This window comes from Caproiciproducens lactatisolvens, assembly GCF_052443335.1.
GTDB lineage: Bacteria > Bacillota > Clostridia > Oscillospirales > Acutalibacteraceae > Caproiciproducens.
On sequence record NZ_CP195750.1, the window covers coordinates 1,363,301 to 1,377,298 of the forward strand.

Annotated in this window: 13 protein-coding genes; 8 read left to right on the forward strand and 5 right to left on the reverse strand. The window is 49.9% G+C overall.

Annotated features, from left to right (window positions below; genetic code table 11):
* The first annotated feature begins 2 nt into the window (after positions 1-2).
* From flhA to ACRQV7_RS06720, 7 genes are read left to right on the forward strand one after another with little or no spacing between them, the layout of a single operon-like run.
* Positions 3-2,063 (forward strand): flagellar biosynthesis protein FlhA, encoded by a 2,061-nt coding sequence (gene flhA, locus ACRQV7_RS06690; protein WP_444660245.1) that lies wholly within the window; start codon positions 3-5, stop codon positions 2,061-2,063.
* A 50-nt stretch (positions 2,064-2,113) separates the two neighbouring features.
* Positions 2,114-2,887 carry a sigma-70 family RNA polymerase sigma factor gene (locus tag ACRQV7_RS06695; protein ID WP_444659917.1) on the forward strand — a complete coding sequence of 258 codons (774 nt, stop codon included), beginning with the start codon at positions 2,114-2,116 and terminating at the stop codon, positions 2,885-2,887.
* 19 nt (positions 2,888-2,906) lie between these two features.
* Positions 2,907-3,638, forward strand: coding sequence for a flagellar hook-basal body protein (locus ACRQV7_RS06700; protein ID WP_444659918.1), 732 nt, complete (start codon positions 2,907-2,909; stop codon positions 3,636-3,638).
* A gap of 25 nt (positions 3,639-3,663) precedes the next feature.
* Positions 3,664-4,368 carry a flagellar hook-basal body protein gene (locus ACRQV7_RS06705; protein WP_444659919.1) on the forward strand — a complete coding sequence of 235 codons (705 nt, stop codon included), beginning with the start codon at positions 3,664-3,666 and terminating at the stop codon, positions 4,366-4,368.
* Between the two features lie 36 nt (positions 4,369-4,404).
* Positions 4,405-5,892: a DUF342 domain-containing protein gene (locus ACRQV7_RS06710; protein ID WP_444659920.1), complete on the forward strand. Its 1,488-nt coding sequence runs from the start codon at positions 4,405-4,407 to the stop codon at positions 5,890-5,892.
* Positions 5,893-5,941: 49 nt separating this feature from the next.
* Positions 5,942-6,601, forward strand: a complete 660-nt coding sequence (locus tag ACRQV7_RS06715) for a chemotaxis protein CheC (RefSeq protein WP_275714218.1) — start codon at positions 5,942-5,944, stop codon at positions 6,599-6,601.
* Positions 6,598-7,083, forward strand: a complete 486-nt coding sequence (locus tag ACRQV7_RS06720) for a chemotaxis protein CheD (RefSeq protein ID WP_275714220.1) — start codon at positions 6,598-6,600, stop codon at positions 7,081-7,083. The genes ACRQV7_RS06715 and ACRQV7_RS06720 overlap by 4 nt, the downstream gene beginning before the upstream one ends.
* Positions 7,084-7,161: 78 nt before the next feature.
* Here the strand turns inward: ACRQV7_RS06720 and ACRQV7_RS06725 are convergent, their stop codons facing one another.
* The 3 genes from ACRQV7_RS06725 to fliD are packed head-to-tail and all read right to left on the reverse strand — an operon-like array spanning position 7,162 to position 10,724.
* Positions 7,162-7,608, reverse strand: a complete 447-nt coding sequence (locus ACRQV7_RS06725) for a hypothetical protein (protein ID WP_444659921.1) — start codon at positions 7,606-7,608, stop codon at positions 7,162-7,164.
* Positions 7,609-7,631: 23 nt separating this feature from the next.
* On the reverse strand, positions 7,632-8,021 hold the full coding sequence (locus tag ACRQV7_RS06730) for a flagellar export chaperone FliS (RefSeq protein WP_275714224.1): 390 nt from the start codon (positions 8,019-8,021) through the stop codon (positions 7,632-7,634).
* 39 nt (positions 8,022-8,060) lie between these two features.
* Positions 8,061-10,724: a flagellar filament capping protein FliD gene (fliD, locus tag ACRQV7_RS06735; RefSeq protein WP_444659922.1), complete on the reverse strand. Its 2,664-nt coding sequence runs from the start codon at positions 10,722-10,724 to the stop codon at positions 8,061-8,063.
* A gap of 214 nt (positions 10,725-10,938) precedes the next feature.
* Between fliD and ACRQV7_RS06740 the strand changes: the two genes are divergently transcribed.
* Positions 10,939-12,054: an HD-GYP domain-containing protein gene (locus tag ACRQV7_RS06740; RefSeq protein WP_444659923.1), complete on the forward strand. Its 1,116-nt coding sequence runs from the start codon at positions 10,939-10,941 to the stop codon at positions 12,052-12,054.
* 66 nt (positions 12,055-12,120) lie between these two features.
* Here ACRQV7_RS06740 and ACRQV7_RS06745 read toward each other — a convergent pair whose 3' ends face one another.
* Positions 12,121-13,446, reverse strand: coding sequence for a methyl-accepting chemotaxis protein (locus ACRQV7_RS06745; RefSeq protein WP_444659924.1), 1,326 nt, complete (start codon positions 13,444-13,446; stop codon positions 12,121-12,123).
* A 23-nt stretch (positions 13,447-13,469) separates the two neighbouring features.
* Positions 13,470-13,988: a chemotaxis protein CheW gene (locus ACRQV7_RS06750; RefSeq protein ID WP_444659925.1), complete on the reverse strand. Its 519-nt coding sequence runs from the start codon at positions 13,986-13,988 to the stop codon at positions 13,470-13,472.
* Between the last annotated feature and the right edge of the window lie 10 nt (positions 13,989-13,998).

The window sequence follows — 13,998 nt, forward strand, 5'->3', positions numbered from 1 at the left end:
TATTGAAGGTCCTCGATAACGTCGTAGCAATTTTTGTCATCCTCATAGTCGGATTTATCATCATTCCGCTGTCTCCTTTTTTGCTGGATATGATGTTTATCATAAATATTACGATCTCCGTTATGATTTTGCTGATGACCATGTACGTGAAGGACGCGCTCCAGTTTTCCGTCTTTCCGTCGATGCTGCTCATTACCACACTGTTCCGTCTGGCACTGAACATTTCTTCGACCAGGCTGATTCTTACCCAGTCCGGGAAAGCCGGACAGGTGATTGAAACCTTCGGCAGCTTTGTACTAAAGGGAAATGTCATCGTCGGTTTCATCGTCTTTCTGATCATCGTCATTGTCAACTTTCTGGTTATTACCAAAGGCGCGGAACGTGTTTCCGAGGTTTCCGCAAGGTTCAAGCTGGACGCGATGCCGGGAAAACAGATGGCGATCGACGCGGACCTGAGCTCCGGGCTGATCGATGAATCGACGGCACGCCAGCGCCGGACGGATATCCAGCGCGAGGCGGAATTTTACGGGGCCATGGACGGCGCCACCAAGTTTGTAAAGGGCGACGCGATCGCCTCCATCATCGTCACGTTTATCAATTTTATCGCCGGTACCGTGATCGGCATGGTTCAGGGTGGCAGTACCTTTCAGGAGGTGCTGAATGTCTATTCGATTGCGACCGTCGGCGACGGTCTTGTATCGCAGCTTCCCGCACTGATGATTTCCGCCGCGACCGGTATGATCGTTACGCGCGCGGCGTCCGATTCCAGCCTGAGCATGGACGTTTCGCGGCAGTTTTTTTCCCATCCCGTCGTTATGATCATCAGCGGCTGTACCATGATCAGTCTTTGCTTTATCCCCGGTATGCCGGTTCCGCAGATTTTGATCGTGGCGGTCGGTATGCTGTTTGCCGGATTCAACCTCCGGAAAAGGAACGAGCTTGCGGCGGCTGTGGCCGCCAAGGCCGAAACGGCTCACGCAGCAACACAGCAGCAGGCGGACGATACGGATTATTTCAAAAATATCGATAATATCTACGACCTGCTGAAAATCGACGTCATTGAAATGGAATTCGGCTACAGCCTGATTCCGCTGGTCGACGAAAACAGCGGCAGCAGTTTTATTGAACGGCTGGTTACCTTCCGGAAGCAGTTCGCTGTGGACATGGGAATCGTCATTCCGGCCGTACGGTTAAGGGACAACGGCACGCTGAACCCCAATCAGTATGTGATCAAGATCAAGGGCGAGGAGGTCAGCCGCGGCGAGATTCTGGTCGACTATTACCTTGCTTTGGATCCGGGCAACCTTACCGGGACCATCGACGGCATAGAGACCATTGAGCCGGCCTACGGCATCCCGAGCAAGTGGATCACCCGGGACAAGAAGGAAATGGCTGAAATTTACGGCTATACCGTAATTGACCCGCTGTCCGTGGTGGTAACGCACCTTTCCGAAACCGTCAAGAAATATGCGCATGAGCTGCTCTCCAGACAGGACTTGAACCAGCTGCTGGAAAACATCAAAAAGACCGGTTCCACCATTGTGGACGACGTCATCCCGAACCAGATTACCTTCGGCGGCCTTCAAAAGGTTCTGTGCAACCTGCTGAAGGAGGGCGTTCCCATCAGGGATATGGAAACCATTCTGGAAACGATTTCGGACAACGCCTCCACTGTCCGCGACCTTGAGGTCCTGACCGAATATGTGCGGCAGGCCCTGAAGCGCACGATCACCCGCAAATGGTCCGACGGCGGCCAGATCAGGGTGATTACACTGGACAGCGAGGTCGAGAGGCTGATCATCAATTCCATCAGCAAAAACGATCAGGGCACTTATCTTTCGCTCGACCCCCAGTCCACGCAGAAGATCATATCCAAGCTGATGGAGTGTATCACAAAGGTTAAGGACGCGATCAATATCCCGATTATCCTGACCTCCCCGCTGGTCAGGATTTATTTCAGCAAAATGCTGGAGCAGTTTTATCCCAACGCGGTGGTTCTGTCGTTTAACGAACTGAATTCCAATGTTCAGATCCAGGCGGTTGCCAATGTTACTTTGGAATAAACAGAGGATTCCATGATCAATTTTAAGCTTGAAAGGAGGGGGCGGCTGCAGTGAAGAATACGGAAACGGAAAAGATAGGAGCAGCGGAGTTATGGACCAGATATCGTCAGACAAGAAACACCGACCTGCGGAATATGCTTGTTGTTCAGTACAGCTATATCGTGAAGTGCATAGCGTTGAAAACAGTCGGTCGCTACCAGTATTTCAACTATATGGACGATATCGTCAATGAAGGCCTGATCGCTCTTCTGGACGCTGTGGAGAAATTTGATTTTGAAAAAAAAGTGAAGTTTGAAACCTATGCTTCCATCAAAGTGCGCGGCGCCATGATTGATTACATACGCAAACAGGACTGTTTCCCCAGAAGGCTCAAACGCATCGCCAAAAATATCAGCGAGGCGGAAAACACGCTCAACCATCAGTTGGGGCGCAATCCTACGGATCAGGAAATCGCGGATTTTCTGCAGATCGGCCTGCCGGACTATGAAAAAATGCAGGCGGAAACCTGCGTGCTCAATATGCTTTCCTTTGAAGAGATGATCTATGAAAAGGGCGTTGAAAATATTCAGGTCAGCCAGTCGGGGGACTCTATTCACGGGCCGGAGCAGGTTGTGGCGGAAAAAGAGCTGCAGGCCGTGCTTGCGAAGGATATCGAACTGCTCAATGAGAAAGAACAGGTGGTTATTTCGCTGTATTACAAGGAACAGCTGAAAATCAAGGAAATCTCCAGCGTGATGGGGATCAGCGATTCCAGAGTGTCGCAGATTCATTCCAGCGCGCTGAGAAAGCTGAAAAAATCTCTGGCGGAATACCTGAATCAATAGAATGTAGGAGGAAACAGCCATGGTCAGAGGATTTTACGCGCTCGGTTCCGGGATGCTGACACAGAGCAGGATCCTGACCGGCGTCAGCAACAATTTGGCAAATATCGAAACGCCGGGGTATAAGAAGAAGGAAGTCACCGCCTCCACATTCGGCAGCATGGTGATTAACCGCGTCGATTCACAGAAAACGCCCATCGGCACCATGAGCCTGATTACAGCGGCGGATAAAACCAACGTCATTCATTCCGAGGGCACCCTCAAGAATACGGAACGCCCGCTGGATTTTGCCATTCAGGGCGAGGGCTTCTTCGCGGTCCAGGGGGCAAACGGAACGGTCTACACGCGCAACGGCAGCTTTAACGTTGACGCGGAAGGATATCTTGTTTTGGACAATGTCGGCCGCGTGATGGGACAGAACGGCCCCATTCGGATCGGAACCGACCAGTTTACCGCCGACGCGCAGGGAAACCTGACGGTCGAGGGAAATGTTGTCGACAAAATCGCCGTTTACGGTTTTGACGATTACAATAACCTTCGGATATCCGGCGACGGAATGTTCACGGGTACCAATGCAGTGCTTGTACAAAATCCGGATATCATGTGGAAAACGATCGAAGGTTCCAATGTAAACGCCGCCGAGGAAATGACGGATGCTCTTTCGGCCCAGCGCAATCTGCAGAACTGTTCCCAGGCAATCAAGATGTACGATCAGGTTTTGTCGGATGCCGTCACCAATATCGCCAAAATATAATTAGCACAGGAAGGGTGGATGAACGATGATCAGTTCTTTTTATACCTCGGCTACCGGAGCCATAAACCTGCAGTCCGGCTTTGATGTCACGGCAAACAACATCGCAAACGTGTCTACGGTTGGCTACAAGCCTTCCAACGCCTCCTTTGCGGATTTGATTTATACGAATATCCACGCGGAGCCGGGAGCCGACAGCGAGTTGAAAAGCGGCCACGGAACGAAGGTGGAAAAGACCGACACCATTTTTAACGAGGGCGGCCTCAGACAGACGGGACGCGCTCTTGATTACGCGCTGGTAAACCCCAACAATTATTTTGCGGTGGAGTCCAACGGGGAAGTAAAATATACGCGTAACGGAAATTTCCATCTTTCGGTGGAAGACGGAGCCAGTTATCTGGTTTCTTCGGACGGCGGCTATGTGCTGGATGCCAACGGCGGCCGGATCGCCATGGAAAGGGAAGAGGATACTCCGGCCATCGGGGTCTTTTCCGTGGAAAATGAGGACGGGCTTGTCCGGTCCGGAAACACCTGTTTTCAGCTGAGCAACCTTTCCGGCGCGGCTGCCGCGGTAACCGACCCGGAAATGAAACAAAACTATCTGGAGGATTCTGCCGTGAATATCGCGGATCAGATGACCTCCGTTATTGAGATGCAGAGAGCTTTTCAGTTTAATTCCAAAATGGTGCAGCTTTCGGATGAAATCATGCAGACTGTGAATTCTTTGCGGTAAAGCTGGTTACCTCAAAATCTGGGGAGGAGTCATGAAATGAGTACGGAGTCCGGTTTAGACCAAATTAATATCAATGCGGAGAATGCGAATCAGGAAAGCCCGGTGAAAGAGGAGCAGCCGCCCCGGATCGATATCAGAGTATCCATGGACAATATGGCGGCGTACCTGAGAATCAAACCGGCGTATTCCGGACAGAAAATCTCCTATGAGGATGTCAGCGCCGCTTTGGCTCAGCAGGGAATCACTTACGGCATCTGCGAAGAGCAAATCCGCCTTTTCTGTAAGGAGGAAAAGTTCTATTCCGAGATACTCTGCGCGAAGGGTACCTATCCCGTTGACGGCACCGACGGCTCTATTGATTATTTCTTCAACACCAGTACGGATTATAAACCAAAGGAAAGAGAAGACGGAACCATCGACTTCCGCGATTTGGAGATTGTCAAGAACGTAAAGAAGGATACGGTTCTCTGTACGATTACGCCGCCGAAGGACGGTACGGACGGCACGGATATTTTCAGTCGGGCGGTTCCCTTTAAGCCGGGGCGCTTTCCGGCCTTGCCCACGGGAAATAATACGGTCGTTTCGGAAGACCGACTGAGCCTGATTGCCGGTGTGGATGGATGCATTGAATGCAAAAACTCGTCCGTCAATGTCAGCGAGGTCTTTTATGTGCGCGGCGATGTGGACAGCGCTTCCGGCAACATCAACGCGATTGGTTCGGTGGTGGTTATGGGCGATGTGAGAGAGGGCTTTTCCGTCAAGGCGGGAAAAGACATTTCCATTCGCGGAATGGCCGAGGGAGCTTTGATAGAAGCGCAGGGAACCATCTCTATTTCCAACGGGATGAACGGAATGGGGAAGGGGACTTTGAAAGCGGGCGGAAATATCGTCGGCAAGTATTTTGAAAATGCGATTTTAATTTCTGAAAACGATATTTACGCGGATATCCTCATGAACTGCAAGGCGACCGCACAGGGTTCCATCATTTTGAAAGGGCGCAGAGGTTCCCTGATCGGCGGCAGTTATCAGGCCGGGCAGAAAATAGTTGTCAAAAATATCGGAGCGCCGTCCTATACAACGACGCAGGTATCGATCCAGTCCAAACAGCTTAACGATAAGCTCGTAATCGGAAAAGAAGAAAACAGTTTGGAGCAGCTGGAACATCAGCGTTCGCAGGCTCAGAATGAATTCGAGGAATTTCAGAAAAAATTTATGGAACTGACTGCTCTGGGCGGCAGGAACGATTCAGGAAGAGAAAATCTGATGGTGAAGGCCGCCTTAATGAAAAAAATCCAGATGGGGGAAGCGATCAAAGCCATCGATGCGAAAATTCAGAAGCTGAAAGAAACCAAGAACCAACTGTCGGACTACAAAATCGTTGGAATAAGCATTATCTATATCGGAACAAAAATGACGATCGGGCCATTCATCATGAATATCAACAATGACTACAGCAATACAAAATTCTACGCGGGTCCGGAAGGAATTGTTTCCGCCCCAGTCCTTCTTTCCGACCTGCCCTGATTTTCTTTTGATAAGTTTCCAAATAAAACCGCATACTGGATGCTTATTTTTGCTACGGCCGAAGTGCGGCGGTACGGAGTTTATGATGTCCATTCAAAAGCTTGATCAACTGAATGAAATGCACATTGATGTTTTAAAAGAAATCGGCAATATCGGGGCTGGAAATGCCGCTACATCCCTGTCAAAAATGCTGGATACGGAAGTAAACATGACGACGCCGGTCGTCAAAATTCTGGATATCTCAGAAGCCGCGAATTTGCTGGGCGGCCCGGAAAACGTCGTCATCGGTATTTTGTCAAAGCTGAAGGGTGACATCGAAGGAATCATGATGTTCATCATTGAGCAGGATTTCGGGAAATCCATCCTGACTTCCCTGCTGGGCGTTCAGGAGGTCAGCTGTGACCGGTTATCCGATATGGAGCTTTCCGCCATCTCGGAGATCGGAAATATCATGATCGCGTCGTATACGGGTTCCATCGGAACGCTTTCGGAGATGAACCTGAAAACCACCGTGCCCGCGATCACTGTGGATATGGTCGGCGCTATCCTCAGCGTACCGGCCATAGAAATGGGTTCCGTTTCAGATAAAATTATCTTTATCGAAGATGATTTTTTAAGCGGCAACGACAACGTTACGGCGAATATGCTGCTGGTGCCTTCTATTGAGTCCCTGAATAGATTAATGGAGAAGTTAGGTATTCAACTATGAGTGAAACGTTTACGATCGGGATATCGGATATGAAGGTTGCCAAAAGTATGGACTCGCTTGTGACTTACGCGCTTGGTTCCTGTGTGGGAATCTGTTTATACGATCCGGTAATGAAAATAGGGGGGTTGGGACATATCATGCTCCCAACCTACCCGGTTAACAATCCCAAAGAAAATCGTTTCCGCTTTGCGGACACCTGTATCCCGGAAATGCTCCTTCAAATGGAAAAGCTGGGCTGCAACCGCCGGCGGATTACGGCTAAGATTGCCGGGGGAGCAAAGATGTTTGAGGTTGCGGATGATTCCAGTTTCGGCAATATTGGCCAGCGCAATGTTTCGGAGGTCAAAAATACCCTGAATAAGCTGCAAATCAGGATTTGTGCGGAAGATACGGGACTGAACTACGGCAGGACAGTCTATTTTTATACAGAGGACGGCAGGATGGTGGTCAAATCTTTCTCCAATGGGATCAGGACATATTAATCCGAATGAACATAATGGATAAAAAATAAAGGTTTTCTTTCAGGCAGGTTGAAAGAAAACCTTTGTTTTTTATCGGAATTATTTGATGTTTTGAAATATGCCGTCATGTCCTTCGGTCCGGCGGCCCTGATTGATCTTCTCTCTGAGTTCGTCACACTGCTTCCGGAGTTTATCGCGGGCGGACTGATCCAGCGCAGCCGCTTTTTGCAGAATGAAACGATACTTCCTGGAGAGCTTCAGGATATGCCGGTCCTCTTCGTTTCCGCAGTCCGCTTCCGTTCCTTTTCCGTTCAGAAGCTTTGTCATGCGTTCCCACTGCTCCGGCGGGAGTTCTGCGGTCAGCCGGCCAATCAGGTCATTGCACTTATTGATACGTTCAATAAACACGCCGCGCCGTTCCAAAAAATCGTCCAGCTGAATATCGTCCTGCGTACAGCGCAATTCAATTTGTTTTGTCAGGTCCCAGATTTGAGTCAGTAAGATCACTTTTTGGTCAAGGCAGGTAATGATATTTTCTGTTGACATAAGTCCTCCGCAGGGCAAGGGTGTCAAACCCCATTGTTTTTATTCATATGGCTCAGCTTTTCCGCTTCTTCCCACGTATCCCGCATTTGTTCCACCAGCGGTACCAATTCATCCAGCACGGCGGCGTCGCGTCTGACTTCCGCTTTGATGATCTCCTGATTGAAGAAATAGTACAGATCATATAAATCATGGGTGATTTCATAATTCCAGTCCAATACGGAAGAGAGGTAGCTGAAAATATTCTTGCTTTTTCCGGTACATTTTTCAGCCGTGGCGTAGTTCTTGTCCTTCAGCATCATAGAACCGTAATGGAGGTTCTTTAACGCTTCATTCAGCAAAGTGACCAGCTGCTCTCCTTTGGACATGGTGTTGATGGATTGCTCCTTATACTGCATAATCGGATTGCTCTGCATGATTTTCATCCTCCTGCGGGTTTGATTCTATCGGGGCTGTCAGCTTGAAGTGTCGGTCAGGAACAGGGCGGCCTGGGAATTCATGTTGCTCAGATACTGTTCCAGCCGGGTGAATTTCGCGTAATATTGTTCCTGCTGCGTTTCAAGAAGCGTTTTCAGCTCCTTGATTTTCGTGTTATAATCGGTTACCGCTTGTGTCAGGGTGCTGTTGTCTACCTTTGTGCTGTTGTCCACACCGGCTTTTGTAATCAAGATGCCGTCTCCACCGGTGGTCTTGATGTTTTTGTTGATGATGCTCTGCATCCGGGCTGCAATGCCGTCCTCGCTGGTGAACAGCGAAGCGACTTTGTCCGGGTTGTTGTTCAGGGCGTTCTTCAGCGTTTCTTCGTCGATTGTCAACTGGCCGTTGGCGGAATAATCGTTGGCCTTGGTCGCGATACCGATCTCATAAAGAGCGGCTTTCATCGACGCGACCTGGTCCGTCATGGAGCTGCGCAGATCAACACTCAGATTGCTCAAGATGGAATCGCCGTTTAAGATTCCCTTTTTCGCCTTTGCTTCCCAGTTCTTGATCTCGTCCTCGCTCATGTCCGCCTTCTGCGCGTCCGTCAGAGGATCGTAGGTCTCGTCCGTGTCCTTGCGCTCGCTGACCTTGTCGTTGCACAGCTTGATAATCGCGTTGTAGTCGTCGACAAAGCTTTTGATCTTGTCGTACAGATCGTCCGTCTGGTTGTTGACGGAGAATGTGATAGGCTTTTCTACAGTGGAGTCCATTTCTGCAAGCAATTCAAAGTCGACGCCGTCCAGCGTGAACTTGTTTTCCGATCGCGTGATTGTAATCGCGTTTGCCGGGTTGCCGTCAAAGCTGACGGTCATGACCGCGTCCTGTGCCTTTTGCAGAGTATAATCCTCGGTGCTTTCACTCGCGCCCTTTGGCGGTACGGTCCCGAAAAGCACCGCGGCAAGGTTGCCGTCGCCGACCTCTTCAATGTCCACGCGGCTGCCGCTGCCGCCGTTCTTGGCGGTGATGCTGAACGTATCGTTGACGCTGGAGTAGGTAATGGTTACGTTGGCCTGCGCGTCGTTGTTGATGGTTTTGAGAATGGTATTGATGGTATCGGTACTTTTAAAGGTAAAGGTCTTGTCGTTGATGGTAATGCCGTAGGTACCGTCCGCAGAAGACGCGACCAAAGGGGTCGCCAGGTTTTCCTGTACGTCCTCCAGGTCCTTGTTGGTGTTCAGGCGGTTCGTTTCGCCCGCGTAAATTCCCAGCGCTCCGGTTTTCCCCAGGATGCCGGACACGTCGCTCGATTCAATCGCAATGATAGAGGTGCTGCTCGCCGCCTTGAAATTCAAGCTTTTGGTAGTGTCGTCGTAAGAAACCTGAAATTTGCTGTTTCCGTCGGCATCCTTTCCGTAGGACGCCGTCAGGGAGTTCTGAATATATTCGGCCAGCTTTTCAGGCGTGGAATATAAGCCTTTTTGGTTATCGCTCTCTTTAAAGGTGATGTATTTATCGACTCCGTCCAAGCTGACCGTCAGGGTGGAACCGGAAAGGGAATCGCCCAGATAGCTGCTTACCAGATTCTCATAGCTGTATGTACCGGTAAGAGCAAAATTTTTGTCCTCAATTTTTGTCAGGCCAAGGCCCTGCAGCAGGTTCTGGCTTCCGCCCGTAATCTTCAAAGCTCCCGCCGAGCTGCTGAAAGAAACGGTATTGCCGGTAATGTCCACGCTTAGCTTATCTTTTAAATCCGGATTGGAGCGGATCGCTTCCTCCAGAATAGCTTTCACAGACAGGGTGCCGAGCGAATCTTCCGACGATATGGACGTGTCGGAGGGGATGGTCAGCGTATAGGCATTACCGTCGATTTCAATATCCAGTGTAGAACCGGCGGTCAGCGTGCTTTTAAAGAAGCTGTCCGTATTGGTGTCTCCGCCCTCTATCACGGTGCTGCCGGAGGTATCCTTCGACAAGCCCAAGCCTTTGAGAAGACCGTCACTTCCGTCCGTTATTTTAATATCCGCGCTGGAAGAGCCTGTTTTCGCCAGAATTACTTTTCCATCTTCGACTTTAAAATTTACGTTGTCGGCCAGCCCGTCCGTTTTCGCGATCTTTGCGTTCAGGGCATCCGTAACCTTGCTGATATCGTCGTCCTTTGCAAACGTAAAATCGCTGTCAAGGGCAAGCTGATAATCCTTGCCGTCATAATTGACCGTAATGGTGGAGCCCGCAACCGTGCTCGGACGCCAGACGTCGCTCACGGCGCCGGAAATCGTCTGATCCGACACCTTGTGCTTTGAAGCGAAACCGGCCTGCTGTGCGAGCTGCGTGATTCCGGTCACAACCATATTTTTAGCGGCGCTTGCGCTTCCGCTCACATTTAAAAAGGAAGAGGTGTTCTTGATGGATGTTGAATTGAAAAAGGCCGCGTTCAGAATGCTGGAGCTGCTGGTGGCCGAGGAAAAATATTTCGACTGAAACTCCTGCAGGGCCTTGGTGACTTCCCTGTAGGACTGCTGTCTCCAAAGGGCAATTTGTTTTAATTGTCCCTGTTTGTCTATTTTACTCTGTGTTCCCGACGTCAGCTGTTTGACCAGGGTGTCCGTATCCAGGCCGGATACCAGACCGCTCAGGCGCTTGGATGAAGTCGCAGTCGCATTTAAGGAAGATGCGAGACTGGATGACGCTGTACTGATCATAAATTTACCTCCTGACAGAAAATGCCTTCCATAGTAACTTCTTTGTCTTATATATCGTATGAAATAGCTAAAAAATTAGCAAAAGGATAAAAGATCATAAAATTATCTTTAAAGAAGCATTTTCTTTTGACGATATATATCGTAATATGGTATGATATGGATACATGGATACAATTGATCCGAATTTGAAGATATAAAGGGGATGGTATAGAATATGACTTTTGTTCCGATCGACAAATTGAAGGCGGGAATGATCCTGGACAGAGATATCTATCTGTTTAACAGCATCACTTCAAAAATCATTATGTTGCGATGCGGGCAGATGTTGACACAGGCATATATTGAAAGACTGCACGAATTCGATATTCTTGGCGCTTATATTCATACCGATCAGGAGAAAGAGCGAACGATCACCACGGCGCAAACGCATGCCCGGCAGCCGGTCAAAAGGGAGCTGCGGCAGGAAGCCCTCAGCAATATCCATCAGGTATACAACATGTTCAACCAGGTAGCACAGAAAATTAACGTCAGCAGCATCAACCAGACGATGAATATTTCCAAAAAGCTTGTCAACTCGTTAAGATGTAACGTAGAGGCTAAAATCAGTATTGCAAACCTGAAGATGTATGACGATTATACATATAACCATTCTTTGGGAGTTTCCATTCTTTCCATTGCCATTGGGCTGGAGCTGGGGCTGAAAACACAGGATCTGTATGACCTTGGCCTGTGCGCCCTGCTTCACGATATCGGAAAAATGGCGGTACCTATTTCCATTATTGCTAAGCCCTCCAAACTGACGGAGGAGGAGTTCAATATAGTCAAGCAGCACCCCGCCAAGGGCGCGGAATTCTTTTTAAAGCACCATCTGGCCAACAATGCAATCTGCGCCGGCGTGCTTACGCATCATGAAAAGTACGACGGGACCGGTTATCCCAACGGCCTTTCCGGCGACGATATTCCTTTGTTCGGAAGGATTATTTCCGTAGCCGATGTTTACGATGCTTTAACCTCGTTCAGGCCATACAGAAAGCCGTCGACCCCGGCGGAAGCGATTGAATATATCATGGGTTCCAGCGGCATTGCGTTCGACCTTGCCATTGTACGGGCGTTCCTGAACAAGGTCGCCCCTTACCCGATTGGCTCATGCGTCAGGCTGAGCAGCGGAGAGCTTGCCATTATTGTCAAGCAAAACGATTATAATCCGTCCAGGCCGGTGATCCGCCTTTTCAATAAGCCGGATGTCCTGATGGATTTGTGCATGCAGCGCGACGTACAGAATATCGTTATCGAAAATATCTGTGATGTAAAAACGGCGGAAAATTATTGAACAGAAAACGGGGAGGGCATCAGACCGTGGTCTGATGCCCTCCCCGTTTTAGGAAAGCGGAATCGCTTAGTATTTCGGCAATGAAAAATCCTGTCCGGCTGCCATATCCAATACTGGCTGTGTATCGGCGGATTCCGGAATTTCGCCGTCCGCGTCGGCTTTGACATGGAACTGGCCGACCAGCTTTTTCAGATTCCGTGCGTGGCCGGACATTTCTTCGCTTGCCGCCGCACTCTGTTCGGCGGTGGCGGAGTTGGTCTGAACCACAGCGGAAATCTGGTCCACGCCCAGGGTGACCTGGCTGATTGCGGTCGCCTGTGCGTTGGAAGCTTCTGAAATGCTGGTGATCAGATTGGTGGATTTCAGGGTCGCCTGAATGACGTCGTTCAGAGTGGCCGCGGTGGCGTCCGTAATTTTCTTGCCTTTTTCGACTGCCAAAAGCGAATTTTCAATCAGGGCGGTGGTGTCCTTGGCTGCCTCCGCGCTCTTGCTCGCAAGATTGCGGACTTCATCCGCGACAACGGCGAAGCCTTTGCCCGCCGCACCTGCGCGGGCCGCTTCCACGGCGGCGTTCAGCGCGAGAATATTGGTCTGGCGCGCAATATCGTCGATGGTTTTAATGATATTGCTGATCTTGGTGGACGACTCGCTGATCTCGCTCATCGCCTGCAGCATCTGATTCATTTCGTGAGAAACGCCCTGAATTTTATTTTCCGCTTCGGTAGAAGCCCGGTTCGCTTCCGCCGCGTTGGCGGCATTCTGCTTTACCTGTCCTGAAATTTCGGTGATGGAGGCCGACAGCTCCTGAATGGAGCTTGCCTGCTCCGTAGCGCCCTGCGCCAAAGCCTGAGCCGCGCTTGCGACCTGTACGGAGCCGCTCGTGACCTGGTCGGCGGAACGGTCAATTTGAACCATGTAAGTGTTCAGTTTGGAAGAAATATTTTCAAGCGCCGTCCTGATTTCCGCGAAATCACCCTGAAAATCACGGGAAATTTGAATGTCAAAATTGCCGTTTGCCATTTCGCCTAAAGCTTCCGTGATTTCATTGATGTTTTGTTTCAGATCCGAGATGGTATCGGAAAATGTCTTTGCAAGTTTGCCGATTTCATTTTTTGACTGATATTGAACGGCCGCGTCCAGATTTCCCTGAGCCATCTGTTCGGCGGCCTGCGTCAGCTCCGCAAGCGGGCGGCGGATTCCGGACGAGCTGAGCTTCGCGGCGATGACCGATATGAGGAAGGCCGCCGCGATCAGCACAATGGCCAGCGGGAAAAGGGTGCTGGATTTCAGGTACAGGTAAACCGCGGCCCCGCTGCAGACTATGGACAGCGCCGTCACCGCGACAAATGAAAACATCAGTTTCTTTGAGATTTTTATATTATCCAATCGCATTTTTATAGTTCCCCTCTATGTATTTATTCTGCTTCTGTTTTTGCAGCGTTACTGACAATTTCAATTTCTTTCTCATTCAGTATTTTGCTGGTGTCCAGCAGCATGACGACTTTGTTGTCCACCTTCCCGATACCGGTCAGATACGCCGTGGTACGATCCTTGGACATCCTTGGAGCGGGCGAAATATTCTCGTCGCCGATGGTCGTAACCTCGTCGACGGAATCCACGATGAACCCGATATGGGTTTCTTCAATTTTCGTTACGATAATACAGGTATGCTCGTCGTATTCCACTTCTTCTTTCTTAAATCTCAGGCGTACGTCTATCACGGGGATGATATCGCCGCGGAGATTAATGACTCCCTTGGCGTAGCTGGGGGAGTCGGGGATGGGTGTGATTTCCTGTTTGCCAATGATCTGGACCACGTCCGCGATCGGAACGCCGAACAGCTGGTGATCGGTCCAGAAGGTCAGGTATTTGCCCTTCATTTCATTGGTTTCGATTTCCTCATCCGATAATGCCAGATTTTTTTCATTCTCCATTTTTACCACC

What these genes read in the sequence shown, in the direction of transcription:
- ACRQV7_RS06700 (WP_444659918.1), top strand. Translation starts at nt 2,907, where the DNA reads ATGGTCAGAGGATTTTACGCGCTCGGTTCCGGGATGCTGACACAGAGC.
- ACRQV7_RS06705 (WP_444659919.1), top strand. Translation starts at nt 3,664, where the DNA reads ATGATCAGTTCTTTTTATACCTCGGCTACCGGAGCCATAAACCTGCAG.
- ACRQV7_RS06710 (WP_444659920.1), top strand. Translation starts at nt 4,405, where the DNA reads ATGAGTACGGAGTCCGGTTTAGACCAAATTAATATCAATGCGGAGAAT.
- ACRQV7_RS06720 (WP_275714220.1), top strand. Translation starts at nt 6,598, where the DNA reads ATGAGTGAAACGTTTACGATCGGGATATCGGATATGAAGGTTGCCAAA.
- ACRQV7_RS06725 (WP_444659921.1), bottom strand. Translation starts at nt 7,608, where the DNA reads ATGTCAACAGAAAATATCATTACCTGCCTTGACCAAAAAGTGATCTTA.
- ACRQV7_RS06730 (WP_275714224.1), bottom strand. Translation starts at nt 8,021, where the DNA reads ATGCAGAGCAATCCGATTATGCAGTATAAGGAGCAATCCATCAACACC.
- fliD (WP_444659922.1), bottom strand. Translation starts at nt 10,724, where the DNA reads ATGATCAGTACAGCGTCATCCAGTCTCGCATCTTCCTTAAATGCGACT.
- ACRQV7_RS06740 (WP_444659923.1), top strand. Translation starts at nt 10,939, where the DNA reads ATGACTTTTGTTCCGATCGACAAATTGAAGGCGGGAATGATCCTGGAC.
- ACRQV7_RS06745 (WP_444659924.1), bottom strand. Translation starts at nt 13,446, where the DNA reads ATGCGATTGGATAATATAAAAATCTCAAAGAAACTGATGTTTTCATTT.
- ACRQV7_RS06750 (WP_444659925.1), bottom strand. Translation starts at nt 13,988, where the DNA reads ATGGAGAATGAAAAAAATCTGGCATTATCGGATGAGGAAATCGAAACC.